The sequence below is a fragment of the Micromonospora sp. NPDC049051 genome (genome assembly GCF_043197575.1).
In the GTDB taxonomy this organism is placed as follows: domain Bacteria; phylum Actinomycetota; class Actinomycetes; order Mycobacteriales; family Micromonosporaceae; genus Micromonospora.
Genome location: NZ_JBICTL010000003.1, coordinates 336,935 through 361,653, shown reverse-complemented (window position 1 = coordinate 361,653; position 24,719 = coordinate 336,935). Strand labels below are relative to the sequence as shown.

The 24,719-nt window shown below is 75.1% G+C and carries 20 protein-coding genes and 1 pseudogene; 11 read left to right on the top strand and 10 right to left on the bottom strand.

Going from position 1 to position 24,719, the window contains the following annotated elements; genetic code table 11:
- Window positions 1-24 precede the first annotated feature (24 nt).
- The 7 genes from ACGFIR_RS13855 (at window position 25) to ACGFIR_RS13825 (ending at window position 7,672) form a co-directional block, all read left to right on the top strand.
- Window positions 25-1,587: a lysine 5,6-aminomutase subunit alpha gene (locus ACGFIR_RS13855; RefSeq protein WP_393007820.1), complete on the top strand. Its 1,563-nt coding sequence runs from the start codon at window positions 25-27 to the stop codon at window positions 1,585-1,587.
- Window positions 1,584-2,363 carry an OAM dimerization domain-containing protein gene (locus ACGFIR_RS13850; protein WP_393007819.1) on the top strand — a complete coding sequence of 260 codons (780 nt, stop codon included), beginning with the start codon at window positions 1,584-1,586 and terminating at the stop codon, window positions 2,361-2,363. The genes ACGFIR_RS13855 and ACGFIR_RS13850 overlap by 4 nt, the downstream gene beginning before the upstream one ends.
- A complete protein-coding gene (locus ACGFIR_RS13845) occupies window positions 2,360-2,752 on the top strand; it encodes a hotdog domain-containing protein (RefSeq protein WP_393145141.1) in 393 nt (130 codons plus the stop codon). Before ACGFIR_RS13850 ends, ACGFIR_RS13845 begins: the two co-directional genes overlap by 4 nt.
- A complete protein-coding gene (locus ACGFIR_RS13840; protein ID WP_393145139.1) occupies window positions 2,749-4,086 on the top strand; it encodes a glutamate mutase L in 1,338 nt (445 codons plus the stop codon). The genes ACGFIR_RS13845 and ACGFIR_RS13840 overlap by 4 nt, the downstream gene beginning before the upstream one ends.
- Before the next feature lie 489 nt (window positions 4,087-4,575).
- On the top strand, window positions 4,576-6,222 hold the full coding sequence (gene lnt, locus ACGFIR_RS13835; RefSeq protein WP_393145137.1) for an apolipoprotein N-acyltransferase: 1,647 nt from the start codon (window positions 4,576-4,578) through the stop codon (window positions 6,220-6,222).
- A gap of 34 nt (window positions 6,223-6,256) precedes the next feature.
- On the top strand, window positions 6,257-7,063 hold the full coding sequence (locus ACGFIR_RS13830) for a polyprenol monophosphomannose synthase (protein ID WP_393145135.1): 807 nt from the start codon (window positions 6,257-6,259) through the stop codon (window positions 7,061-7,063).
- A gap of 84 nt (window positions 7,064-7,147) precedes the next feature.
- Complete coding sequence (locus ACGFIR_RS13825; protein WP_393007809.1) at window positions 7,148-7,672, top strand: FxsA family protein; 525 nt, start codon at window positions 7,148-7,150, stop codon at window positions 7,670-7,672.
- Window positions 7,673-7,730: 58 nt separating this feature from the next.
- Here ACGFIR_RS13825 and ACGFIR_RS13820 read toward each other — a convergent pair whose 3' ends face one another.
- The 4 genes from ACGFIR_RS13820 to ACGFIR_RS13805 all read right to left on the bottom strand — a co-directional run bounded on the left by ACGFIR_RS13820 (window position 7,731) and on the right by ACGFIR_RS13805 (window position 10,741).
- A complete protein-coding gene (locus ACGFIR_RS13820; protein ID WP_007460094.1) occupies window positions 7,731-8,072 on the bottom strand; it encodes an RNA polymerase-binding protein RbpA in 342 nt (113 codons plus the stop codon).
- A 286-nt stretch (window positions 8,073-8,358) separates the two neighbouring features.
- On the bottom strand, window positions 8,359-8,949 hold the full coding sequence (locus ACGFIR_RS13815) for a pyridoxamine 5'-phosphate oxidase family protein (protein ID WP_393145133.1): 591 nt from the start codon (window positions 8,947-8,949) through the stop codon (window positions 8,359-8,361).
- 46 nt (window positions 8,950-8,995) lie between these two features.
- The gene (locus tag ACGFIR_RS13810; RefSeq protein ID WP_393145131.1) at window positions 8,996-10,084 is read right to left on the bottom strand and encodes a winged helix DNA-binding domain-containing protein; all 1,089 of its coding nucleotides are present in this window, start codon (window positions 10,082-10,084) and stop codon (window positions 8,996-8,998) included.
- A 78-nt stretch (window positions 10,085-10,162) separates the two neighbouring features.
- Window positions 10,163-10,741: a DinB family protein gene (locus tag ACGFIR_RS13805; RefSeq protein ID WP_393145129.1), complete on the bottom strand. Its 579-nt coding sequence runs from the start codon at window positions 10,739-10,741 to the stop codon at window positions 10,163-10,165.
- Window positions 10,742-10,832: 91 nt separating this feature from the next.
- Between ACGFIR_RS13805 and ACGFIR_RS13800 the strand changes: the two genes are divergently transcribed.
- The gene (locus ACGFIR_RS13800; RefSeq protein ID WP_393145127.1) at window positions 10,833-11,885 is read left to right on the top strand and encodes a helix-turn-helix transcriptional regulator; all 1,053 of its coding nucleotides are present in this window, start codon (window positions 10,833-10,835) and stop codon (window positions 11,883-11,885) included.
- On the opposite strand, the gene ACGFIR_RS13795 is transcribed toward ACGFIR_RS13800, so the two are convergent.
- Window positions 11,833-12,957, bottom strand: a complete 1,125-nt coding sequence (locus ACGFIR_RS13795) for a hypothetical protein (protein ID WP_393145125.1) — start codon at window positions 12,955-12,957, stop codon at window positions 11,833-11,835. The genes ACGFIR_RS13800 and ACGFIR_RS13795 overlap by 53 nt on opposite strands.
- A gap of 135 nt (window positions 12,958-13,092) precedes the next feature.
- Complete coding sequence (locus tag ACGFIR_RS13790; RefSeq protein WP_393007798.1) at window positions 13,093-14,439, bottom strand: MFS transporter; 1,347 nt, start codon at window positions 14,437-14,439, stop codon at window positions 13,093-13,095.
- Between the two features lie 70 nt (window positions 14,440-14,509).
- On the opposite strand from ACGFIR_RS13790, the gene ACGFIR_RS13785 reads away from it, so the two are divergent.
- From ACGFIR_RS13785 to ACGFIR_RS13775, 3 genes are all read left to right on the top strand, one after another.
- Complete coding sequence (locus ACGFIR_RS13785; RefSeq protein WP_393145123.1) at window positions 14,510-15,160, top strand: TetR/AcrR family transcriptional regulator; 651 nt, start codon at window positions 14,510-14,512, stop codon at window positions 15,158-15,160.
- Between the two features lie 61 nt (window positions 15,161-15,221).
- Complete coding sequence (locus ACGFIR_RS13780; RefSeq protein WP_393145121.1) at window positions 15,222-16,547, top strand: flavin-containing monooxygenase; 1,326 nt, start codon at window positions 15,222-15,224, stop codon at window positions 16,545-16,547.
- A complete protein-coding gene (locus ACGFIR_RS13775) occupies window positions 16,544-17,383 on the top strand; it encodes an SDR family NAD(P)-dependent oxidoreductase (RefSeq protein ID WP_393145119.1) in 840 nt (279 codons plus the stop codon). The genes ACGFIR_RS13780 and ACGFIR_RS13775 overlap by 4 nt, the downstream gene beginning before the upstream one ends.
- Before the next feature lie 261 nt (window positions 17,384-17,644).
- Here ACGFIR_RS13775 and ACGFIR_RS13770 read toward each other — a convergent pair.
- From ACGFIR_RS13770 to ACGFIR_RS13755, 4 genes and pseudogenes are all read right to left on the bottom strand, one after another.
- Window positions 17,645-19,591: pseudogene (locus ACGFIR_RS13770) on the bottom strand (glycoside hydrolase N-terminal domain-containing protein); the annotation flags it as partial.
- Window positions 19,588-20,640, bottom strand: coding sequence for a LacI family DNA-binding transcriptional regulator (locus ACGFIR_RS13765; protein WP_393145117.1), 1,053 nt, complete (start codon window positions 20,638-20,640; stop codon window positions 19,588-19,590). The gene ACGFIR_RS13765 and the pseudogene ACGFIR_RS13770, both read right to left, overlap by 4 nt.
- On the bottom strand, window positions 20,637-23,090 hold the full coding sequence (locus ACGFIR_RS13760) for a glycoside hydrolase family 3 C-terminal domain-containing protein (protein WP_393145115.1): 2,454 nt from the start codon (window positions 23,088-23,090) through the stop codon (window positions 20,637-20,639). The genes ACGFIR_RS13765 and ACGFIR_RS13760 overlap by 4 nt, the downstream gene beginning before the upstream one ends.
- Window positions 23,091-23,312: 222 nt before the next feature.
- On the bottom strand, window positions 23,313-24,533 hold the full coding sequence (locus ACGFIR_RS13755) for an ROK family protein (RefSeq protein ID WP_393007786.1): 1,221 nt from the start codon (window positions 24,531-24,533) through the stop codon (window positions 23,313-23,315).
- Window positions 24,534-24,719: the final 186 nt, after the last annotated feature.

Genomic DNA, 24,719 nt, shown 5'->3' with positions numbered 1-24,719 from the left:
TGCGGGTCAGGGTCGGGTGACGGTGTGACGGGCAAGCTTGATCTGGATCCGCGGCTGGTGGCGCGGGCGCGGGAGTTGGCGCGTCGTGCGGGTCAGCCGGTGGTGGATCTGGCGCGTAGCCATACGACGGTGTCGGTGGAGCGGGCGGTGTTGCGGCTGGCCGGGGTGACCGGTGCCGATCCGGACGGTATTCCGTGGGTGAACCGGCTCGTGGACGCGGTGGTCGCGGACGTGGGGTTGGGGCACGGGGTGGCGTTGCCGGTGTTCGACGCGCTCGCCCGGGAGCAGTTGGGTGACGTGACGTTGCTGGCGCAGAAGGCGGCGGCGGGGTCGGTGCGGTTCGAGGTGCCTTCGGGGAAGGCGGCCACGGCGGCGCGGAAGGCGGCGCGTCGGGCGGTCGGTGCGGGGATCCGGGCGATCGACCGGCGGCGGGCGGAGCGGGACCGGTTGGTGAAGCGGTTCGGGGATCCGGCGCAGCGGCCGTGGATCTATCTGATCGTGGCGACGGGGGACATCTACGAGGACATTCCGCAGGCGCAGGCGGCGGCGCGGGCGGGTGCGGATGTCATCGCGGTGATCCGGTCGACGGGGCAGTCGTTGTTGGACTATGTGCCGGAGGGTGCGACGCGGGAGGGTTTCGCGGGCACGTACGCGACGCAGGAGAACTTCCGGTTGATGCGGGCGGCCTTGGACGAGTCGTCGAGGGAGTTGGGCCGCTATGTGCGGTTGACGAACTACGCGTCGGGTCTGTGTATGCCGGAGATGGCGACCCTGGCGGGCCTGGAGCGGCTCGACATGATGTTGAACGATTCGATGTACGGGATTCTGTTCCGGGACATCAATCCGATCCGTACGTTCGTGGATCAGCGGTTCTCGCGGCAGGTGCACGCGCGGGCGGGGATCATCATCAACACCGGTGAGGACAACTACCTGACCACGGCGGACGCGGTGGACGAGGCGCACACGGTGACGGTGTCGCAGTTGCTCAACGAGTTCTTCGCGCACGAGGCGGGGTTGGCGGACTGGCAGTTGGGGTTGGGGCACGCGTTCGAGATCAACCCGGATGTGCCGGAGTCGTTGCGGTTGGAGTTGGCGCACGCGTTGTTGGCGCGGGAGTTGTTCCCGGACGCGCCGTTGAAGTGGATGCCGCCGACGAAGCACATGACCGGGGACGTGTTCCGGGGCAATCTGCTGGACGGGTTCTTCAACCTGGTGGGCACGATGACCGGTCAGGGGATCCTGCTGGTGGGGATGATGACCGAGGCGGTGGTGACGCCGTGGTTGTCGGATCGGGACATCGCGTTGCAGAACGTGCGGTACGTGCTGGGTGCGGCGGGCGGGTTGCACGAGGATTTCGTGCCGGCGCCGGGCGGGTTCATCCAGCAGCGGGCCAACCGGGTGCTGGGTGAGGCGATCGACCTGTTGGAGCGTATCGGTGAGCAGTCGTTGTTGTCGGCGATCGCCGAGGGCACGTTCGGGATCATGAAGCGGCCGGCGGACCGGGGCAAGGGCCTGTCCGGGGTGGCCGGGCACGAGGCGGACTACTTCAATCCGGCTACGGAGATCCTGGAAGGGCCGGTGGCATGAGCGCCGTGGAGGCTGGCGGCGGGGCCGTCGAGAAGAGGATCGTGCGGCCGTACGGGGACACGACGGGTGACGGCATGGTGCAGGTGTCGTTCACGTTGCCGTTGTCGCACGACAAGCGGGCCGAGGGCGCGGCGGTGCAGCTGGCGAACAAGATGGGCATCGACCCGGCGATGCTGGTGCACGCGAAGCCGATGGGCGACGGGTTCACGTTCTTCGTGGTGTACGGGCGGGTGAACCATCTGGTGGACACCTCGGCGGTGCAGGTGGTGGAGCGTGACTTCCCGCTGTTGAGCGCCAAGGAGGTCAACGCGGTGGTGAAGCGGCGGTTGCGGCGCAAGTTGTCGGTGGTGGGGGCGTGCATCGGCACGGACGCGCACACGGTCGGCATCGACGCGATCCTCAACGTCAAGGGCATCGCGGGGGAGAAGGGCCTGGAGTACTACCGGGAGTTGAAGGTCACCAATCTGGGTGCGCAGGTGAGTGTGCCGGAGTTGGTGGAGGCGGCCCGGGTGGAGCGGGCGGATGCGGTGCTGGTGTCGCAGGTGGTGACGCAGCGGGACGCGCATCTGCACAACACGCGGGAGATGTCGGCGGCGTTCCGGGAGGCGATGCCGGCGGGGCGTCGGCCGCTGCTGATCGTGGGTGGGCCGCGTTTCGACGAGACGATGGCCGGCGAGTTGGGCGTGGATCGGATCTTCGGTCGGGGGACGACCCCGGGTGAGGTGGCGAGTTTCCTGGTGCACGCGTTGATCACGGAGAAGAAGGCGAAGGCATGAGTGATTCCCGGGTGGGTCTGACGGTCGTGCACCGGCGGTATGTGCCGTATTCGCACGCGCACTACGCGGGCGATCTGGTCGACGGGGCGTACGCGTTGGGGTTGTTCGGGGACGTGGCCACGGAGGTGTGTATCCGTACCGACGGCGACGAGGGGTTGTTCGCGTCGTACTCGGAGGTGCAGTTCCGGGCGCCGATGAGGGCGGGCGACGTGTTGGAGGTGACGGCGACGGTGACGCGGGTGGGTACGCGCAGCCGCACCATCGACTTCGAGGCGCGGGTGGTGTGTCGGGGACGTCCGGATCGGGGTGAGTCTGCGGCGGAGGTGCTCGCCGAGCCGATCGTGGCGGTCACCGCGACCGGCACGGTGGTCGTTCCGCCGGTGGCGTGAGGTACGCGGTCTGCGCCGACGTCGGGTCCACGTTCACGAAGGTGGCGGTGGTGGACCTCGACGTCGGCGCGTTGGTGGGGGCGTCGGCGGCGCCGACGACGGTGGGTACGGACGTGTTGCACGGCCTGGACGCGGCGGTCGGTGCGGCCACCGCCGGGCTGGGTGTGCGCGACGCCCCGTGGTACGTGTGTTCGTCGGCCGGTGGTGGGCTGCGGTTGGCCGTGATCGGCTACGAGCGGCTGGTGACGGCGCAGGCGGGCCGGCGGGTGGGTCTGTCGGCGGGCGCGAACGTGGTGCACGTGGCGGCGGGTCGGCTCGGTGCGGCGGACCTGGCGGCGTTGCGGGCGGCGCGGCCGGACGTGGTGCTGCTGGTGGGTGGCACCGACGGCGGTGACGCCGAGACGTTGACGCACAACGCGACGCGGCTGGCGCGGGCCCGTTGGCGGGTGCCGGTGGTGTTGGCCGGCAACGTCGACGTCCGCGACGACCTGCATGCGCTGCTGGCGTCGGCGGGGGTGCCGGTGACGGTGGCCGACAACGTGTTGCCGCGCATCGGGGTGCTGGCGCCGGCGTCGGCGCGCGCGGCGATCCGGGAGGTGTTCCTGCGGCACGTGATCGGCGGGAAGCGGCTGTCGCGGGGGTCGCGGTTCGGGCGGCTGGTGCGCGCGGCCACCCCCGACGCGGTGCTGACCGGGGTGGAGGTGCTGGCCGACGCCCTGGGTGGTGATCTGGTGGTGGTGGACGTGGGTGGCGCCACCACGGACGTGTATTCGGTGCTGACGCCGGACGAGCGGGCCACCGGGCCGGGGCGGGAGGTGGCGGGGGCGCTGTGGCGGGCCCGTACGGTCGAGGGGGATCTGGGCATGCGGTGGAGCGCGCCGGGGGTGGTGCGGGCGGCCGTCGAGGAGCGGCTGCTGACCGGCGCGGAGTGCGACGGGTTGGCGGCCGCGGCGGCGGTGCGGGCCGACGATCCGGGGTTCCTGCCGGCTGGTGACGCCGACCGTGCGGTGGAGGCGCGGATCGCGGCGTTGGCGGCGACGGTGGCGCTGCGGCGGCACGCGCGGGGGGCGGCCACGGGTGAGCGGGCCGGCCGGGATCTGCGTGACGTCCGGCTGCTGGTGGGTTCGGGTGGGGTGTTGCGGCATGCGGCGCCGGTGGACGCGGCGGGGGTGTTGGGTGCGGTGCTGGCCGATCATGCGGGTGGGTGGGCGCTGCCGCGCGCGGCCCGGCCGGTGGTCGACGTCGACTATGTGCTGGCCGCCGGGGGGTTGCTGGCGGCCGAGCATCCGGCGGCGGCGGGGGCGTTGCTGCTGCGGCACCTCGCCGCGCATTGAGACTCGCCGACGCGACACGCCGTGGTGCATCACACGACAGGCCGGGGTGGGTTGACAGCGGCGGGGGTGCACGCCGTACCGTCTTTGAGTCCTACTACGGGAAGCGGCTGTTGTTCGCTTCGTCCCTTCGTCCGCTGGCCGAGCGACATGTGTGCAGTGCGTCGCGGCGGCCAGGTCCAGCGGGCGGGGGTCGGCGGGGCGGCGCGAACCGGCCGCGGTTACCGGTGTACGGGCAGGGTGGGGTGCACGGCCAGTAGACAACGGCCGGGCGGGGGCAGCCAGTCCGCGTCAGGTCGGTCCGAAGGTCGGCGCAGCTCATTCTCGCCCCACCGGCCGGGAAGGGCCTGGGAGCATCGGGGCGCGGCGCGAGCCGCGCCCCGATTTGTGTCCGGGTGTCCGTCAGTGGGCTCGCGTCGTGGCGGAACCGGCCAGGTGGGGCGTCTGCCGGCCTCGACTGTGGGAACCGGGCCGCGCCTCTGATCTCGGGACGTGCCGCCGGGCGGGGCGGCGGCGGTGGGGGCGGGTAGCCTTCGGCGCGTGATCGTGGGGACTCGACCGGCACCGACCGGGGACGACAGTCGGCTGCCTACCGGGCGGGCGGGGGCGTTGCCGTTGCGGGTGGCCGCGCCGATGGCGGTGGCGGCGGGGCTGGCGTTGCTGGCGGCTTTTCCGCCGTACGGGCTGTGGCCGCTCGCGCCGGTGGGGGTGGCGTTGCTGGCCGCGGCGACGCACCGCCGTCGGGTACGCGCCGGCGCCGGGTTGGGTTTCCTGACCGGGGTGGCGTTGTTCGCGCCGCTGTTGAGTTGGACGAACCTGCACACCGGCTACCTGCCGTGGGTGTTGCTGTCGCTGTTGCAGGCCGGCTATCTGGCGCTGCTGGGCGCGGCGGGCGCGTACGTGTCGCCGCTGGTGGACCGGGTGCGGTGGAGTTGGCCGGCGGTGACCGGGGTGTTGTGGGTGGGGCAGGAGGCGCTGCGGGACCGCACCCCGTTCGGGGGGTTCCCGTGGGGGCGGCTGGCGTTCAGCCAGGACGACTCGCCGCTGCTGCGGCTGGCCGCCTGGGGTGGGGCGCCGCTGGTGACGTTCGCGGTGGCGTTGACCGGTGGGCTGCTGGTGGCGGCGCTGTGGCGGCCGTGGGGTGGTCGGCGCCGCTGGTGGGCGCCGGTGGCCGGGTTGACCGCCGGGGCGGTCGCGGTGCCGGTGGTGGGGCTGCTGGTGCCGGTGTCGGGTGTGGGTGGCGGCGACGCGGTCACGGTGGCGATCGTGCAGGGCAACGTGCCGCGCCTCGGTCTGGACTTCAACGCCCAGCGGCAGGCGGTGCTGAACAACCACGTCGACGCGACGATCGAGCTGGCCGGGCAGGTGGCGGCGGGCGTACGGGCCCGCCCCGACCTGGTGGTGTGGCCGGAGAACTCCAGCGACATCGATCCGCTGCGCGACACCGACGCCGGGGCGCGCATCTCGCAGGCCGCCGACGCGGTGGGCGCCCCGATCCTGGTGGGTGCGGTGCTGCGGGGCCCGGGCGACGGGCAGGTCCGCAACGCGGGGATCCTGTGGCGGCCCGGTAGCGGCCCGGACCTGGCGCAGCTGTACACGAAGCGGCATCCGGTGCCGTTCGCCGAGTACGTGCCGATGCGGGATCTGGCCCGGATGGTCAGCAAGCAGGTCGACCGGGTGCGCGCCGATTTCGTGCCGGGTAGCGAGCCGGGGGTGCTGGACACCGGCACGCTCGTGCTGGGCGACGTGATCTGCTTCGAGGTCGCCTACGACGAGGTGGTGCGCGACACCGTCACGGGCGGGGCGCAGCTGCTGGTGGTGCAGACCAACAACGCCACGTTCGACGTGGCGGAGGCACGCCAGCAGTTGGCCATGGTGCGGCTACGGGCGGTGGAGCACGGCCGGGCGGCGTTGATGGCCTCGACGGTCGGGGTGTCCGGGTTCGTTGCCCCGGACGGGCGGGTAAGCGACGCCACCGGGTTCAACACCCGAGCGGTCGTGGTGCGGCAGCTGCGGCTGGACGACGGGCGTACCGTGGCCACCCGGGTCGGGCTGTGGCCGGAGGTGGCGCTGGCGGGCCTGGCCGTGGTGGCCCTGGTGGGCGCGGCCGTGCTGCGCCGCCGGCTTCGCGCCGGGTGACGCCAGCCGGGTACGCCGGCGGAGGGGGGCGACGGTGGGCGAGGCGAGCGGCACCCGAGCGGACACCGGTGCGCCGGGGGTGGGTCGGGTGCTCGTGGTGATTCCGACCTACAACGAGGCCGACAACGTGGCGCGGATCGTGGCGCGGGTGCGGCGGGCGGCGCCCGGGGTGGAGATCCTGGTCGCCGACGACAACAGCCCCGACGGCACCGGTGCGCTCGCTGAGGCGCTGGCCGGCGCGGACGGTCGGGTGCATGTGCTGCACCGTGAGGGCAAGCAGGGCCTCGGCGCCGCCTATCTGGCGGGGTTCGCGTGGGCACGTGAGCGGGGCTTCGACGCGGTGGTGGAGATGGACGCCGACGGTTCACACGCCCCGGAGGACCTGCCCGCGCTGTTGTCGGCGGCCCGCGACGCCGACGTGGTGATCGGGTCGCGGTGGACCCGCGGGGCGCGGGTGCTGAACTGGCCGCTGCGGCGGCTGCTGCTGTCGCGCTGCGGCAACCTGTATACGCGCCTGGCGTTGGGTATGCCGCTGTCGGACGCCACGGGCGGCTACCGGGTGTACCGGCTGGCGGCTCTGGACTGCATCGACCTGGAGTCGGTGTGTTCGCAGGGCTACTCGTTCCAGGTGGAGCTGTCCCGGCTGGCGCACCGGTCGGGGGCGCGCATCGTCGAGGTGCCGATCACGTTCGCCGAGCGGGAGCGCGGCAGCAGCAAGATGAGTCCGCTGATCGTGGCGGAGGCGCTGTGGCGGATCACCGCGTGGGGGGTGCAGGACCGGCGGTTGGCGTTGCGGCGGGGCCTGCACGGTACCGCCAGCGGGCAGGTCCGGTGGCCCTGAGCGGCGGCGTGTCATGCTGGACGGGGCGCCGGCGCCCGCGCGGGTGTCCCGTGCCGGGGCGCCGCGGATGGTGAGTGGGGTGAGATGCGCCGAGGACTGAGGTTTGTGCCGTTGGCCCTGTTGGCGGCGGTGCTGCTGGAGCTGGTGGTGTTCGTCGCGGTGGGGCGGGCGATCGGGTTCGGTTCGGCACTGCTGGTGGTGTTCGCGTTGTCGCTGCTGGGGCTGGTGCTGCTGCGGCGCGAGGGCATGCGCGCCTGGCGTGGCTTCAAGGTCTCCGCGCAGGCCGGGCAGCCGCCGGGCCGGCAGGTCACCGACGGTCTCGTCGGGCTGCTGGGTGCGTTGCTGCTGGCGTTGCCGGGCCTGCTCAGCGGCCTGGTGGGGATGTTGTTGCTGGTGCCGCCGGTGCGCCGGTTGGCCCGTCACGGGGTGCAGCGGGCGGCGGAGCGGCGGGTGTCGTCGATGGTGGCCGGTGACCTGTTCGGGCCGCGGCGGGTGCGGGTGCGTCGGGGTGCGCCGCAGCCGGCTGACACGTCGCCGCCGGCCGAGCCGACTGTCGTCGACGGGGGTCGGGCCATCGAGGGTGAGATCGTCGAGCCCGGCCGGAACTGACCTGTACGCGACGGCGCCCCGGAAGCGATGCTTCCGGGGCGCCGTTTCACGTTGTGGTTCAGGCGCGGCCGCGGCGGGTGCGGACCTCCTGCAGCCGCTCGGCGAGGATGTCCTCCAGTTCGGCGATGGAACGCCGCTCCAGCAGCATGTCCCAGTGGGTGCGCGGCGGCTTGGCCTTCTTCTGCTCCGGCTCGTTGCCGTCGACCAGCCGGGCCACGCTGCCGTCGAACTTGCATTCCCAGGTCGTGGGGACCTCGGCGTCGACGGCGAACGGGACCTCGAACTGGTGGCCCTTGGCGCAGAGGTACTCGCGGGTCTGGCGCGGCGCGAGCTCCGTGTTGCGGTCGGATTCGTAGCTGACCGCGCCCAGACGGCTTCCGCGCAGCATACGCTCGCCCATGATCGACTTCCCCTCGTTCGTGGTGCTGGTGTACTCGGTGTAACGGTCCGTTCCCGCCGGGCCATTCCCCACCCGGATGCCCGGGCGAGCCTGGACAAGGGTAGCCGGCCGTGCCAGCCGTCCGGCGGGGTCGGCCTGTGCCGGGTGGGGCTGGTGCGGTGTTTGCGCTGCCACCGGCGATGGTAGCCGCCCGCTGCCGCCCCGTCCGCGACGGCCGGGCTGGCGCGCCGCCCACAGGTCGCGGGCTCCCGCGCGACGAAGGAGCCACGCAGCTGCCGCGGCCGGCTCAGGGCGCCGGGGTCGGCGGCAGCGGCAGCGGCAGGCCCGGCAGCCCGTCGATGCTGCGCGCCACGTGCTCCTTGCCGGCGAAGTAGTCACTCAGCGACGCGTCGTCCTCCCGGGCGAACCGCCTGGCGTGCAGGTCACGGTCGGTGTCGTAGGTCATGAACGGCACCGCGTAGCCGCACGTGTCGCGGATCAGGTCGGCGCGTACGACGATGATCGCCCGCAGGCCGTGCACGGTGGTGTCGATGTCCGGGAAGTGGCCCGCCAGTTGCGCCCAGCGGGGGTCGTCGCGGAAGACGGGTTCGCCGTGCCCGTGCACCCGCACGATGTTCGGCGGGCCGGCGAAGGCACACCACATGAGCGTGATGCGGCCGTTCTCCCGCAGGTGGGCGATCGTCTCGGCGTTGCTGCCCGCGAAGTCCAGGTAGGCCACGGTGTGCGTGTCGAGGACCGCCCACGAGCCGCGCAGCCCCTTGGGCGACAGGTTGATGGTGCCGTCACCGGACAGCGGGGCCGTGGCGGTGAAGAACATCGGCTGGTCCTCGATGAAGCTGCGTAGCCTGCCCTCGATGCGTTCGTATGTCTTTCCCACCCCCGCATCATGACCCGTCGGCGCCCGCCCGGCTGTCCCGCGATGCTCAGTGCGCGGCGACGCGTACCCGGTCGCCGTCGCCGAGCAGGGCCGCCACCGCCTGCCCCTGCTCGGTCACGGCGACGCGTTCGGCCCGGGAGAGGCGGCGCAGCGGGGTGACGGTCACGGTGTCGGCCGGGACGCTCCACGTGGCGGCGACCCGACCGTCGACCAGCACGACGCGTTCCCCGGCGACCGACAGGCCCCGGTGGGCGTCGTCGACGATGCGGCTGCGGTCGTCGTAGCCGAGCAGCGCGTTGTCGAACGCCGGCAGGAACCGTACCGGCGCGGGTGTGTCGGCGTCGGGGCGCGGTGCGTCGGGCAGGTCCCACAGCCGCCGCCCGCGTTCGTCGCGGAAGACGACCAGTTCGTCGCGGATCGCGGCCACCGCGGCCGGCAGGCCGGCGAGACCGCTCCAGGCGCGCAGGTCGGCCGTCGAGGCCGGACCGAACGCGGCAAGGTAGCGCCGCACCAGCGCCTCGCCGACCGGGTCGCGGCCCGGCGGGGCCGGCGGGTCGATCTCGCGGCCCAGCCAGGACGACAGCAGCGTGGTGCGTACGCCCGCCGTCGTGCGCCACAGCCCGCGCGGCGGCAGCTGCACCACCGGGACGAGGGCGGCGAGCAGCATCTCGCCCAGCGCCCTCGGTCCCGTCGCCGGCCACCGTCCGGCGAGGGCCCGCGCGAGCCCGGTCATCGAGCGGGGCTCGCCGTCGGCCAGCACCTCCCGGCCCGCCGCGGCGAGCTCGTCGAGGTCCACGCCGGCGAGTTCGCGACCGTAGACCCCGAGTACCCGCTGGCGCAGCATGCCGTCGTGGCGGGCCCGCCAGGCCAGTGCGTCGTCGGCGGTGACGAGGTGCACGGTGCGGCGCATGAGGTGCATCCGCACCACGCCGCGGCCGGTCAGCAGGTCCGACAGCCCCGCCGGGTCGAACGCGCGCACCCGGGACCAGAGGCCGACGAACGGCTCCTGCGGTTCCTGCGCCTGCAGGCCGCACAGGTGCGCGACGGCGTCGAGGACCGGCACGTCGGCGCGTTCGAGCAGCAACTGCCGGGCGAGCGTGGCGCGGTTGAGCGCGCGGGTGTCGAGGACGGTCATCGGCGTACGGCCTTCCCTGCTGCACGGGGTACGGGAGACGGGCCCCGGCGCGTGTTCGGGACGCCGGGGCCCGGGCGCTCAGGTGGACCGCTGCCCGTCGAGGCTCTCGCGCAGGATGTCGGCGTGCCCGGCGTGCTGGGCGGTCTCGGCGATGACGTGCATCAGCACCCCCCGCACGCTGAGCACCGCCGTCGCGTCGTGCCACGGCGCCGGCGGCAGCGGATGCGTCGCCGACATGTCGGCCACGGCCGCGACGGTCTCCTCGGTGCGGGTGGCGACCTGCGCGTAGTCGGCGAGGATTCCGGACAGGGTCTCGCCGGGCAGCATCCGGAACCCGGCCTCGTGCTCGACGAGCCACTGCGGCACCTCGCGGGCCGTGCCGGCCGTGATGTCGGCCCAGGTGACCCCGTCGGGCAGCGCGAAGGACATGGCCGAGGGGCCCTCGACCACGAAGCGCAGCCACGCCTGCTCCATGGCCGCGACGTGCTTGATCAGCCCGCCCAGGCACAGCGTGCTGACCGTCGGGCGCTGGCCGATCTGCTCGTCGGTGAGGCCGCGGACGGTGCCGGTCAGGGTGGTTCGGGCGGTCGCGAGCGCGGCGAGCAGGTCGGCCCGCTCAGGGTCGAGGGTCGTCGGGGGCGTGGCGGTGTCGGTCATCGGGTCCTTCTTGTCGTCGTCGGTCGGACGGGAGCTACGTTCGCAGCCGAAGCGGACAGGATGTGTCCTCTTCTGCGGGCACCATGGGGGAATGCCGAAAACCTCCGCGCGCCTGCTGGCGTTGCTGTCGCTGCTGCAGGCACGCCGGGACTGGCCGGGGGCGCTGCTGGCGGCGCGGCTGGACGTGAGCGCGCGTACCGTACGGCGCGACGTCGAGCGGCTGCGCGAGCTCGGTTACCCCATCGCGGCTCTCAAGGGACCCGACGGTGGCTACCGCCTCGCCGCCGGCACGCAGTTGCCGCCGCTGCTGTTCGACGACGAGCAGGCCGTCGCCCTGGCCATCGCGTTGCAGAGCGCCACGACCGCCGGCGTCGGCATCGAGGAGGCCGCGGCGCGCGCACTGCACACGGTCCGGCAGGTCATGCCCGCCCGGCTGCGCCACCGCATCGACATCCTGCGGGTCACCGCCGTCGAGCGGTCCCCGACGCGGGCGGACCGGCAGGTCGACAGCGGTGTGCTCATGGCGCTCGGCGCCGCCGTGCACGCCCGCGAGGTGCTGCGCTTCGACTACACGGCCGTGACCCCGCGGCAGGTCGACGACGACGGTGGGCCGCGCGCGCCGCGTCGGGTGCAGCCGCACCACCTCGTCACGTGGGGCGGACGCTGGTACCTCGTGGCGTGGGACCTCGACCGCGGGGACTGGCGCACCTTCCGCGCCGACCGGATCCGTCCGCGTACCCCCACCGGGCCCCGGTTCACCCCGCGTGAGCTGCCCGAGGGTGACGTGGCCGCCTTCGTGACCAGCCGGTTCCGGGGCTACCAGGACTCCGGTGACTGGCCCTGCCGCGGGGAGGTGATCCTCGACCTGCCGGCCGCGGTGGTGTCCGGGTACCTGCACGACGCGCTCGTCGAGGAACTCGGCCCGCGCCGCTGCCGGCTCGTGCTGGGCTCGTGGTCGTGGATCGGTTTGGCCGCCACCCTCGGCCGCTTCAACGCCGACATCGAGGTCGTCGGCCCACCCGAGCTCAGGGACGCCTTCGCGCGACTGGCCCACCGCTACGCCGCCACCGCGGGCGGGTCAGGCGGCCCGTTCAGCCGGCCGGGCGGGAGCCCAGGTGGGCCAGGGCAGCAGCGAGGTTGCTGACCTGCTCGGCGAGCTGGGCCGCCCGCCGTTGCGCCTCGTCGCGGTCGGTTTCGGCGGCGCGCAGCCGTACGGTCAGCTCGGTGGCGCGGCCCTCGGCGGCGCTCGCGGCCTCGCGTGCGGTGGCCAGGTCGGCGCGCAGCGTGTCGTGCCGGCCGGTGAGGGCGACGAGTTCCGTGCGGGCCTGCTCGGCGGTGGCCTCGGCGTGCCGTCGGGCGGCCTCGGCGTCGCGGTGGGCGGCTTCGGCGCGTTGCCGGGCCGCGTCGGATTCGGCGGCGGCCGTGCGGGCGGCGTCGGCGTCGGCGCGGGCCCGCTCGGCACGCTCGCGGGCCTGTTCGGCTTCGGCGTGCAGGCGCTGCGCGCGTTCGAGGGCCTCGGTGGCGGCGCGGGTCGCCCGGTCGGCGTCGGCGCGGGCGGCGTCGCGTTCCGCGGTGAGTTCGGTGCCGCGGCGGCGCTCGGCGTCCGCCTCGGCACGCAGCGTACGCAGCTCGTGGCGGGCCGTGTCGCGGTCGCGTTCGGCCTGGGTGCGCAGGGCGTCGGCGGCGCTGGCCTGCCGGCGGGCATCGTCACGGGCGGCCTCGGCCCGGTCGGCGCGTTCGAGCGCCTCGGCGGCCCGCTCGGCGGCGCGCCGGGCCTCGTCGTGGGCCGCGTCGCGTTCGGCGGCGGCGGCGCGGGCCTCCTCGCGGGCCCGGACGGCCGTCGCGGCGGCGTCCTCGGCGTCGTGGCGGGCCTCGTCACGTTCGGTCTGTGCCGCCGCGACCTGCGTGGCCGCGTCGGCGCGGGCCTGGGCGAGCTGGCGTTCCACGCCGACCGGGGACAGTTCGGCGTGCAGGGCGTCGGCGAGGGTCTGCGCGACCTGTTCCAGCCGGTCCACCGCCTCCCAGGTGCGGGCCACCTGACCGGGCAGGCCGGGCGCGTTGCGGTGGCGCATCCGGCTGTTGCGTGAGGCCCGCTGGCAGGCGCCGTCGTTGTCGCGGCAGTAGCGGAACGGGCGGCCGGCGCCGACGCGCTGCGGCACCTGGCGTCCGCAGTGGGCGCAGGGTCGGGTTTCGGCGGGGGTGGGCTCGGCGTCCATCGAGGGCGCAGTCTACTGCCGGCCCCGGCGGTCACCGGGCGCAGCGCCCGACCGGATCACCCTCGCGGCGCTCCCACCGCGCCGCGCATCCGCCAGGCGGGGGCCACGTGCGCGTGGCCCCTCGGGGCCCGTGGCTCAGTCGGCCGTGCGGGCCGTACGGTCCAGGGTGTAGCGGCGTTGCAGCAGCAGCGCGACGAGCATCGCCGCCGCGGGCAGCAGCCCGAAACCCCAACGGATCGCGTCCAGCGCGCCGTCGGGCTGGACGACGCTGGCGCCCGCGGTGGAGGCGACGAACCCGCCCGCCGCCAGGCACAGCGAGTACGCCCACGGGCCCAGCGCCGCGCCGGTCGCCTCGGTGGCCGTCCAGACCCCGGTGTACGTGCCGGCCGCGCCGCCGCTGGCGCGGATGACGTCGGGCACCATCGAGAACGGCAGCAGCTGCATGCCGGCGAACGCGACGCCGAGCACCGCCACGGCGGCCACCAGCACGGGCAGCCCCGCCGGACGGCCGACGGCGAGGACCAGCGAGCCGGCCGCGAAGGCCGCCTGCGCGCCCAGCAGCGCCCGCTGCTTGCCGACCCGGCGGGCGAGGGTCAGCCAGGCCGGGGTGACCAGCAGCGCGGGCGCGACGAACGCCGCCACGAGCACGGTGGTCAGGGCGGGGCGGCCCAGCTCGTACTCGGCGTAGTAGGGCACACCGGCCAGGACCAGGTGGGTGGTGGTGGACATGGCCAGGTACGCGGTGACCAGCCACCGGAACTGCCGGTCGCGCAGCGCAACGACGAGTTCCCGCCAGCCGCCGCCGTGCGGTGCGGTCGTCGCGGCGGCGGCCCGGCGCAGCCGGGTGATACCGGCCACCCCGACCAGCATGGCGGCCAGCATCCCGACGGCCAGCAGCACACCCATGCGCTGGTAGCCGCCCCGGGTGGCCTCCTGCCCGCCGGCCAGCAGGGGCGCCAGCAGCCCGGAGACGAGGATGCCGAGGGTCAGCACCACCATCCGGAACGCCATCAGGCGGGTCCGCTCGTGGTAGCCGATCCGCAGGTCGGCGGGGGTGGCCAGGTAGGGCACCTGGTAGGCGGCGAACAGCAGGTTGCCGGCGACGAAGGCGAGCGCCACCCACGCGGCGGCCGGTGCGCCGGTGAGTCCGCCGGGCACGGCGAACAGGGCGGCGAAGGCGAGCGGCAGGGCGCAGCCGATCAGCAGCAGGCGGCGCCGGTCGCCCCGGCGTGCCTGTTCGACGTCGCAGCGGTGCCCGACCCACGGATGCAGCAGCACGTCGGCGACCTTCGGCAGCAGCAGCGCCAGGCCGGCCAGCCAGGGCGCGACGGCGAGCACGTCGGTGAGGAAGTAGAGCAGCAACAGCCCGGGAACCGTCACCCAGACGCCCATGCCGAGCGAGCCCGTGGCGAAACCGAGCAACGGTCCACGGGGCAGCGCGGCGGTGTCCGTACCGGCCTGCTGCTGGTCGAGCCCGGTCATGGCGGCCTCCTCGGCGGGCACGCCGCCCGCAATCCAACGGATGCTGGATTGTAGGGGCAGAATGGCCGTCATGACCATGCCCCGTCGCAGACCCGGGCGGCCCCGCCGCGAGGAGAGCCGCGCCACGCGGGAGGTGGTGCTCACGGCGGCGACCGCGTTGTTCGCCCGCCGCGGCTTCGACGCCGTCGGGCTGCGGGAGGTCGCGGCGGCCGCCGGCGTGGACGTCGCCACGGTCTCGCACCACACGGGTACGAAGGCGCAGCTCTACGACGCCTGCTTCGCCCGGGTCTTCGACGCCGAGCGCGAGGTGCTCGAGACGGCGGCCGGGCGGGCCCGGCAGGCCCTGGCCAGCGGGCCGAGCGAGGTGCGGCGCGCGCTGCACGACCTGGTGGACGTGTTCGTGGACTTCCTGGAGGACCGGCCGGAGACCACGGCGTTGTGGCTGCGCCGCTGGTTGGAGCCGCAGCGGCACGCCGAGCTCGACGAGCGGTACGCGGCCCCGCTGTACCGGCTCGTCGCCGACCTGCTCGGTGCCGCCGCGGCGGCCGGGGCGCTGGTCGAGCCGGCGCCGTACGTGACGGTGCGCAGCCTGGTGTGGGCGGTGCACGGGCACGTGGTGGCGCTGGCCGCCGGCGACGGGTCGCAGGCGCGGCAGCGGCGGGAGTTCCGCGCCTTCGTGCACCGCTTCCTCGACGGGCTCTACGGGCCGGCGACGTCTTGACGTGCCGCCGACACCGGACCATTATCCAACAGACGTTGGATTTAGTGGGAAGGAGTCGGCGATGGGCGCACAGCCGACCGTGGCGGTCATCGGCGCGGGCGCGGCCGGACTGGCCACCCTCAAGGCACTCGCCGACGTCGGCGTGCCCGCCGTCTGCTTCGAGGCCGCCGACCGGGTCGGCGGCCTCTGGGTGTACGGGGCGGCCGGCTCGCCCGCGTACCGGACCCTGCACCTGAACACCAGCAAGGGGCGCACCGAGTTCGCCGAGCACCCGATGCCGGCGCACTGGCCCGACTACCCCGACCACACCCGCGTCGCCGGCTGGCTGAACGACTACGCCGACCGCTTCGGCCTGCACGACGCGGTGCGGCTGCGGCACACCGTCGACCGGGTCGCCGCCGCAGCCGACGGCCGCTGGACGGTGCACGCCGACGGGCCCGACGGCGACGTCGAGGTCACCGTCGACGCCGTCGTCGTCGCCAACGGCCACAACCGGGTGCCGAAGCCGCCCAGCCCCGCCGTCCCGGGCGACTGCACCGCCAAGCAGATGCACAGCCACGCCTACCGGGGCCCCGAACAGCTCGCCGGCCGCCGGGTCCTGGTCGTCGGCGGCGGCAACTCCGCGATGGACATCGCCGTGGACGCCTCGTACGCGGCCGAGCGCACCCTGCTGTCGCTGCGCCGGGGCGTCTGGGTGGTGCCGAAGCACCTGCTGGGCCGCCCGTCGGACACCCTCAACGGCGCCCTGGCCCGCCGCCTGCCGTGGCGGCTGCGCCAGCGCATCACCCAGCGGCTGCTCGCCGCGACCGTCGGCCCACCCACCCGCTACGGCCTGCCCGCCCCCGCCCACGGCTTCCTCCAGGACCACCCGACCCTGTCCGACGGGCTGCTGTCGCGGCTGAGCCACGGCGAGATCGAGCCCCGCGGCGGCATCGCCGCCTTCGACGGCGACCGCGTCACCTTCACCGACGGCCGCGTCGACGAGGTCGACCTGGTCATCTGGTGCACCGGCTACCGGGTGGAGATCCCCTTCCTCGACCCCGCCCTGCTCGGCGACGGGGCCGACACCCTGCCGCTGTACCGGCACGTGTTCCACCTCGACGCGCCCGGGTTGGCGTTCGTCGGGCTGATGCAGTCCACCGGTGCCGCGTTCCCGCTGGTCGAGGCGCAGGCCAAGCTGGTCGCGGCGCAGCTGTCCGGCCGCTACGCCCTGCCCGCGCCGCAGGCGCAGCGCGCCGCCTGCCGGGCCGAGCTGCGGGCCGCCACCGCCCGCTGGGGGCAGCGCCGGCCCGCGATGCGGGTGGACTTCGACGCGTACCTGGCCGAACTGGGCCGGGAACTGGCCGCCGGCACCCGCCGCGCCCGCACCACCGGAGCCGCGGCATGAGCGGGCTCACGGGCCGCCGGGTGCTCGTCACCGGGGCCAGCGGCACCTTCGGACGACAGCTCTGCGCCGCGTTCACCGCCGCCGGGGCGCGGGTCGTCGGCGTCGACCGCCAGGCCGGCACCGTCGACGTCGAGGGCCAGCAGGGCGTGCCGGTGCTCGGCTGCGACCTGACCGACCCCACCGCCGTACCGGCCACCGTCGCCGCCGCCGTGCAGCGCCTCGGCGGGCTGGACCTGCTGGTCAACAACGCCGGCGTCGGCGGCCCCGCCCCGGCCGAGCTGGCGCCGGACGAGGTGGTGCGCCAGCAGCTGGAGGTGAACCTGCTCGCCGCCTGGCGCACCACCGCCGCCGCGCTGCCCGCCCTGGAGGCCACCCGCGGGCGGGTGGTCTTCGTCGCCAGCCGGATGGCCCTGCTGCCGCTGCCCCTGGCCGCCGCGTACGGCGTCAGCAAGCGGGCCCTGGTCGCCTACGCCGACGCGCTGCGCCACGAGGTGGGCACCCACGTCGGGGTGAGCGTCGTCTACCCCAGCATGGTCGCCTCCCCGATCCACGACAGCACCGCCGAGGCCGGCCTGTCCCTGCGCGGGGTGTCACGCCCCGAACCCGTGGAGGGGGTCGTCGCGGCGATCCTGCGCGCCGCCACCGCCCGGCGGGCACCCCGCGACGTCGCCACGACCCGGCGGGGCCGCCTCGAGCTGGCCCTCGCCCGGCACGCGCCGGCGCTGGCCGACCGGTTCGTGCGCCGTACCGTCGCCACCCGCGTCGCCGCCGGGGACCTGGACGCCGCGCCGCTGGCCGCCGGGATGCTGCGCCGGCACCGCGACAGCACCGGCTGACCCGACCGCGCCGAAGGTCACCTCGAGCGGCGTCGCCGCCGCCAGGTCCACCTCCCGCTGCCCGTACGGGCTGCGTACGCGCAGCCGCTGCGCGACGGGCGAGACCAGGCGGGCCCGCACCCGCCCGGGCGCCCAGGACAGCTCCTCGACGCCGACGCGTCCCCGGCAGGCCACCCCGCGCAGCACCCCCGTGCCCAGGCCGGGCAGCGGGGCCGGGAGCAGCCGCAGCAGCCCGGGGCGCGACTGCACCAACGACTCGATCAGCACCGCCGGCAGGGCGTGCGCGGCGTCGGCGTTGTACGTCACCAGGCCCGGGTTGTGCGCGCTCATCAGGGACCGGAAGAACATGTCGTTGCCGACGATCTTCCGCAGGTTCGCGGCGGTCAGCGCGCCGTCGTGCAGGCGGGCGGCGGCCAGCGCCCGGTGCAGGCTGCCGTGCGCCGACAGGTTCTCGTCGCCGCGCAGCGTCAACGCGCGGTGCGCGGCCCGCGCCAGCCCGGGGGTGTCGTCCGGGTCGATCTCGTCCAGCGGCCACACGGGGTAGAGGTGGCTGACGTGCCGGTGCGCGTCGTCGCCGTGGTAGCCGGGCCAGGCCCACTCGGCCAGCGCCCCACGCCCGTCGACCCGGTACGCGGGCAGCCGCGCGAGCAGCCCCGCCCACCGGTCGACGCCGGTCACCTCGGCGGCGGTCCGCAGGGCGTGCCGGGCGGCGGCGATGTCCATGGTGGCGTTCACGGCCACGTGCACCGCCCGCCCCCGCTCGTCGTACGGGCCGGTCTCCGCCGAGTACGACGGCACGACCACCACCTGGCCCGTGTCGTCGGTGACGGTGAGGACGTCCGCGAAGAAGTCCGCCACCTCCGCCAGCCAGCCGGCCACCTCGCCCAGCGGTTCCCCGGTGACCAGGTGCTGCTCGTACAGCGGGTGCAGCAGCCAGTGCGCGCCGGGCAGCCACGCCGCGAACGGCCAGTCCTCGTGCAGGTGGAACAGGTGCCCGTGTTCGCCGTCGGTGCGGCTGGGCGCCAGCAGGCCCCGCGCCCCGTAGATCGCCCGCGCGTTGCGCCGCCAGTCGTCGACCTGGCCGCGTACCAGGTTGGCGTGGGCGGCGACGACCTCCGGCAGGGCGCCGACGTTCGCGCCGGCCAGTTGCAGGTTCAGGTTGGCGTCGGTGGTGAAGTCGCCCGCCCAGGCGGCGTCCCACGAGCCGAGCCACAGCCCGGTCAGCCGGGGCGGCAGCACCCCGCTGGAGCTGAGCAGCAGGTACCGCCCGGCGTGGAACAGCCGCTCCAGCAGCGCCGGTTGCAGCGTGCCCGGGTCGGCGTCCTGCGCGGCGAGCAGCTCACCCACGGGCAGGTCCCGCTGCGCGTCCGGCACCCGCAGGTCCAGGCTCACCCGCCCGTAGGCGCGCCCGTGCGGCACGACGTGCCGGGCCAGCAGGGTCTCGTAGTCGACCCCGGCGTGGGCGGCCAGCCGATCCTCCAGCTCGCCGGTGCGCCACGGCGGGGCATCGGGCCGGTCGAGCACCGTGGCCAGCAGCGCCGGGCCGCGTACCACCACCCGGTCGCCGACGACCGCCACGTCGCCGTGCAGCAGGGTGAGCCCCTCGAAGCCGTACGCGCCACCCGCGTCGGGGTAGCGGCCCCGTACCCGCAGGAACACCAGATCACCCCGGCGGTACGCGGCGACGGTGTAGCGCACCGACTCCGGCCGGCCCGGCAGGTCCCCGGTGACGCCCACCGCGCAGGTGCCCGCGTCGACGTGGGTGAGCACCAGCGCGTCGGCGCGGGACACGAACGAGCGTCGGCGTCCGCCCGTCCACTCGACGACGACCTCTCCGGTTCCGAACTCGGTACGCCGCCGGTAGCCGTCGACCGGGCCGGGGTCGACGGCGTCGATGGTGAGGGCGAAGCCGGGGTGGAACGACTGTGTCCAGCGCAGCACCCCGTCGCCGGCGAGCAGCCGGCTGGCCTCCGCCCGTCGGCCGGCGAGGATCAGCTCGCGGATGCGCGGCAGCAGGGCGGCCAGCTCGGGCGGGCGGGCGTCGCGGGTGCCGTTGGGCAGGACGAAGCGGTGGTGGTTGACGACGATGCGTTCGGCGTGCGGCCGGCCGTACACCATGATCCCGGCCTCGCCGTTGCCGGACAGGAACGCGTCCTCCCAGCGCGCGGCGGGGGCGGTGTCGACGATGCGGTGCGCGGCGGACGTCACCGGCCGGCCCTCGCCGTCGGGGCGGGGGCGGCGGTGCTGTCGCGTACCGTCAACCGGGGCGGCAGCAGGGTGACCTCCGGCGTCGCCTCGCCGTCGAGCCTGCCCATCAGCAGCGACACGGCCCGCGTGCCGATCTCCTCGGCGGGCACCGGCACGGCGGTCAGCATCGGGTGGGCCTGCTCGGCGAAGCGGTCCGGGCAGACGGCGACCACCGACACGTCCCGCGGCACCCGCCGGCCCAGGGCGGGCAGCGTGGCCAGCACCGGATCGACGGCGGCCTCGTTCTGCACGATCAGCCCCGACACGTCGGGGTGGTGTCCCAGCAGGTCGGTGAGGGCCCGGCGGACGGCCACCGCGCCCTCCTCGCAGGGCAGCGTCACCGCGTCGACGCCGTGCGCGGCGGCGGCCTCGCGTACGCCGGCGCGGGTGCGGTGCGCGAAGCCGGTGCCCCGGTCGTAGACGGCGGCGGGCGCGCCGAGCAACGCCACCCGCCGGTGCCCCAGCCCGGCCAGGTGCGCCACGCAGGCCCACCCGGCCCGGTGGAAGTCCAGGTCCACGCAGGTCAGGCCGGTGGTGTCGGCGGGCAGCCCGATGAGCACGCTGGGCCGGGCCAGCCCCCGCAGCAGCGGCACCCGGGGATCGTCCAGCTCCACGTCCATGACCAGCACACCGTCGACCAGGGCGGTGGCGGCGACACGCCGCAGCCCCGCGGGCCCCTCGTCGGAGGTGACCAGCAGGACGTCGTGGTCGAAGCGGCGGGCGGTGGTGACCACGGCCATGGCGAACTGCATCACCACGGGCACCTGCATCCCGGCGCGCAGCGGCAGGACCAGCGCGATCACGTTGGCCCGCCGGCTGGCCAGGGCCCGCGCGCCGGCGTGCGGGTGGTAGCCGAGCAGCCGGACGCTGGCCAGCACCCGGTTGCGGGTGACCTCGGTGATGGCGCGCTTGCCGCTGAGGACGTACGACACGGTGCTCACCGCGACCCCGGCGTGCCGGGCGACGTCGGCGATGGTGGGCTGCGCCGGTCGTCCCCGTGCCCCGCTCACCGCGCCCGCCCCGACGCCGGTACGGCCGCCCGCCCGCCGACCGTCTCGTCGCCGCGTACGGCAAGGGCGCCGACCAGCCGCACGTCGCGGGCGGAGCGGCCGACCAGGACGGTGTGGGTGGCGTCCTCCACCACCCGGCGGCCCCGGGTCTCGTCCCACCAGCTCAACTCGGCGGTACGCAGCCGCAGCCGCACCACCTGCCGCTGCCCGGGCGCGAGGCTGATCCGGGCGAAGTCCCGTAGCTGGCGCAGGGGCTGCTTGACGCGGGAGCGGCGCTGGCGCGTGTAGAGCTGCACGACCTCCTCGCCGGGGCGCTCGCCGACGTTGGTGACCTCGACGCTCACCTCGACCTCCTCGCCCACGGTGGCCTCGGCGGCGCTCAACCGCAGGCCGGCGTAGTCGAAGCGGGTGTAGCTGAGCCCGTGGCCGAACGGGTACAGCGGGTCGCCCCGGTGGTACAGGTAGGTGGCGTCGGAGCCGATCACGTCGTAGTCGAGCAGGTCGGGCAGCTCGGCGGCGTCGGCGTACCAGGTCTGGGTGAGCCGGCCGCCGGGCTCGGCGTCGCCCACCAGCACGTCGCCCAGCGCGGTGCCGTGCTCCTGACCGCCGTGCGCGCACCAGAGCACCGCCGGCGGTGGCGTCCCGGCCTGACCGATCGCGTACGGGTAGCTGCTGGTCACCACCAGCACGGTGCGCGGGTTGGCGGCGTGCACGGCCCGCAGCAGCGCCTCCTGCCCGGCGGGCAGGGCCAGGTCGACGCGGTCCTCGGTCTCGCGGCCGTTGACCATCGGGTGGTTGCCCAGCGCCACCACCGCCACGTCGGCGTCGGCGGCCAGGGCGGCGGCCTCGGCGGCCCCGTCGGCCAGCAGGTCCACCGTGAACCGGGTCGCCTCGGCCGGGGTGGGGGCGTCGGCGTGCAGCCGCCCGTGCGCGTCGGCGGCGACGTAGCGGCCGGAGGCGAGGTGGTGCAGCAGGACCGTGCCGCCGGGACCCTCGTGGCAGCGGAAGGTCTCCCGGACGACCCAGCCGCCGGGTCCGGGGCGGTCGTTGGCGAGCGCGCCGGCCTCGTCGGCCCCGACGTGGCGGCCGTTGCCGACGGCGCGCAGCGCCACCACGTCGCGCCCCCAGTCGAAGACGTCGAACGCCGTGGCGGCGTCGCCGAGGGTCAGCGGCCCGCCGTCGGGGGTGTCGGGGCAGCCGACGTGGCGGGCGCCGACGCGCAGCGCGATCCGGTCGGTCCCGGGATGGGTGGCGACGGCGGCCAGCCGGCCGACGAGCCCCTGGTACGCGGTGATCGCGTACGGCGGGGTGCCGCTGTACCAGTCGGTGTGCACGGCGTCGGCCAGCGGGCCGAGCACGGCCACCCGCAGCCCCGGGTCGGCGAGGGGGAGCAGCCCGTCGTTGCGCAGCAGCACGATCGACTGGCGGGCGGCCTCGCGGGCCAGTTCCCGGTGCGCGGGGCGGTCGACGGCGTCCGGCGCGACGCCGGCGAAGGGGTCCACGCCCGGCGGGTCCAGGTCGCCGAGGCGGACGCGGACGGTGAGGATCCGCCGCACCGCCCGGTCCACGTCGGACGCCGTGATCAGCCCCCGGTCGAGCGCCTCGGTCAGCCGCCCGACGGTGGGGGCGCTGTCGGCGTCGTCCTCGGTGAAGCTGTCGATGCCGGCGCGCAGGGCGGCGGCGTAGCCGTCGACGTGGTCGGGCAGGTGGCCCTGCACCCCGGCGATGTTGCTCACCGCGCCGGCGTCGCCGACGACCATCAGCTCCTCGGGCGTCCACCGGCGCAGCTCGTCGGCGATGAGCGGGCTCAGGTGCGCCGGCACCCCGTTGACCAGGTTGTAGGAGGCCATCACGGCGACGGCCGCGCCGGCGGCCAGCGGGGCGCGGAAGGCGGGCAGCTCGTACTCGTGCAGCACCCGTGGGGGCAGGTCGCTGGACGTGGTGGCCCGGTCGGTCTCGTTGTTGTAGCCGAGGAAGTGCTTGACCGTCGGGGCGGTACGCAGCCGCTGCGGGTGGTCGCCGCGCAGCCCCTCGGCGTACGCGGTGGCGAGCCGGCCGGTGAGCCACGGGTCCTCGGACCAGCCCTCCTCGTTGCGTCCCCAGCGAGGGTCGCGCAGGGGGTTGACCACCGGCGCCCAGACGTTGAGGCCGACCCGCTCGGGGTCGGCGTGGTGCTTGGCGCGGACCTCGTCGCCGACGGCCGCGCCGACGGCCCGCAGCAGCTCGGGGTTCCAGCTGGCGGCGAGCCCGACGGCCTGCGGGAAGACGGTGGCCCGGCCGAGCCACGCCACCCCGTGCAGCGCCTCGGTGCCGGTGCGGAACGCGGGCAGGCCGAGGCGGGGCACGGGCGCCTGCCACTGGTGCAGCAGGCCGAGCTTCTCCGGCAGGGTGAGCCGGCCCAGCAGGTCGTCGACGATTGCGTGCGGGGAGGGGGCGGGGTGGTGGGTCATGGGTCGGTCGCCTTCCGTGGGCCTGCACGCGGCCGTGTCGAAGCGCTTCGACGAACGGTGACGCGAGCGGCATCGCGGTGTGAGGGTGGCGGTCGCCGGCCCGGAAGCGGTGAAGCGCTTCGACGACTGCGCGAGACGTGCCGCCCGGGTGCCCAGCCACGAGGCGGCGGTTCGAGGTTGGCACCTGCCGCCGGTCCGGTCAAGGCCCGGCGGCGCGCGGGCTCACGCGGCCGGAAGCCGACCCGACTCGACGGCGGCGAGCGCGGCGGTGGCCCCGCCGAGCGCGGTGGCCGCCGGGTCGAGGGTGGAGGCGTCGAGCTGGCAGCCGCCGGCGGCCGGGGCGTGGGTGCGCGCGGCGAACTCCGTGCGCGCCGCCGGCAGCAGCCAGGGAGCCAGGGCGGCGAAGTGCCCGCCGACGACCACGGCCTGCGGGTTGAGCAGGTTGGCCAGGACGGACGCGGCGTGCCCGAGGTGGCAGCCGACGTCGGCGAGTCCCGCCAGGACGGTGGGGTCGCCCTGGCGGGCCAGTGCCTGGATCCGTTCGATCTCCGGCAGGAAGTCGGTGACCGGCCCGTCCTGCGCGGTGTCGGGCAGGAGGCGACCCACCACCGCCGGCAGTCCGGCGTACGCGACCAGGCAGCCGCGGCGGCCACACGCGCAGCCGGGGCCGGCCGGGTCGAGCATGAGGTGCCCGACCTCGCCGGCGAATCCCCGGTTGCCGCGCAGCAGCCGGCCGCCGGCGACGATGCCCGCGCCGACCGAGGCCCCGCCGGTGAGGTGCACCAGGTGGGCCGCGCCGGCGTACGCGCCGTGGCGGTGCTCGGCCAGGACGGCGAGGTTGGCGTCGGTGTCGACGTCGACGGTGAGGTCGGGCTCGCGCAGCGCCGCGCGCAGGTCGGCGGCGAGGGCGACGTCCCGCCAGCCGAGCGCGGTGGCCCGGGGAACGGCGCCGTCGGGGTCGACGAGGCCGGGCACGCCCACGCTCAGGCCGAGCACGCGGCGGTCCTGCCCCCGTAGCCGGGTGATCGCGCGGCGGGCCAGGGCCGCCAGCGCGCGTACGGTCTCGGCGGGGGTGCACGACGGTGCGGAGAAGGCGCGCCGCCAGGTGAGCAGTCGGGTGCCGGCCAGGTCGGTGGCGAGCACCACCAGCTCGTCGGCGCCGATCTGCATGCCCAGGGCCGCGTACGGGGTGCCGTCGAGGACGAGCATGGTCGCGGGGCGGCCGACCCGGTTCTCAGTCAGCCCGGTCTCGCGCAGCAGCCGCCGCTCGATCAGCTCGCCGACCAGGCTGGACACGGTGGCCTTGTTCAGCCCGGTGTGCGCCGCGATGTCGGCCCGGGAGCAGGGGGCGTGCCGGCGGACGTGGCGCAGCACCAGGGCCCGGTTGGCGGTGCGGACGTCGCCGAGGTCGCTCGGCCGCGCTTCGTTGTGGCTGCTGATCACGATCTGTCCGCTCCCTGGGCGACGGTGCAGGATCCCGGTGGTGCCGCGCGCCCCATCATCGCGTACGCCGCCGGGGTCGTTGTCTTGTGGGACGGATCACCGTCGATTAGTTTATTCGGCTAGAACCCCAACTAATTCTAGCCGGAACGCGTACGTTCCGCGAAGCCGCCACCGAAGAAGGGAGTG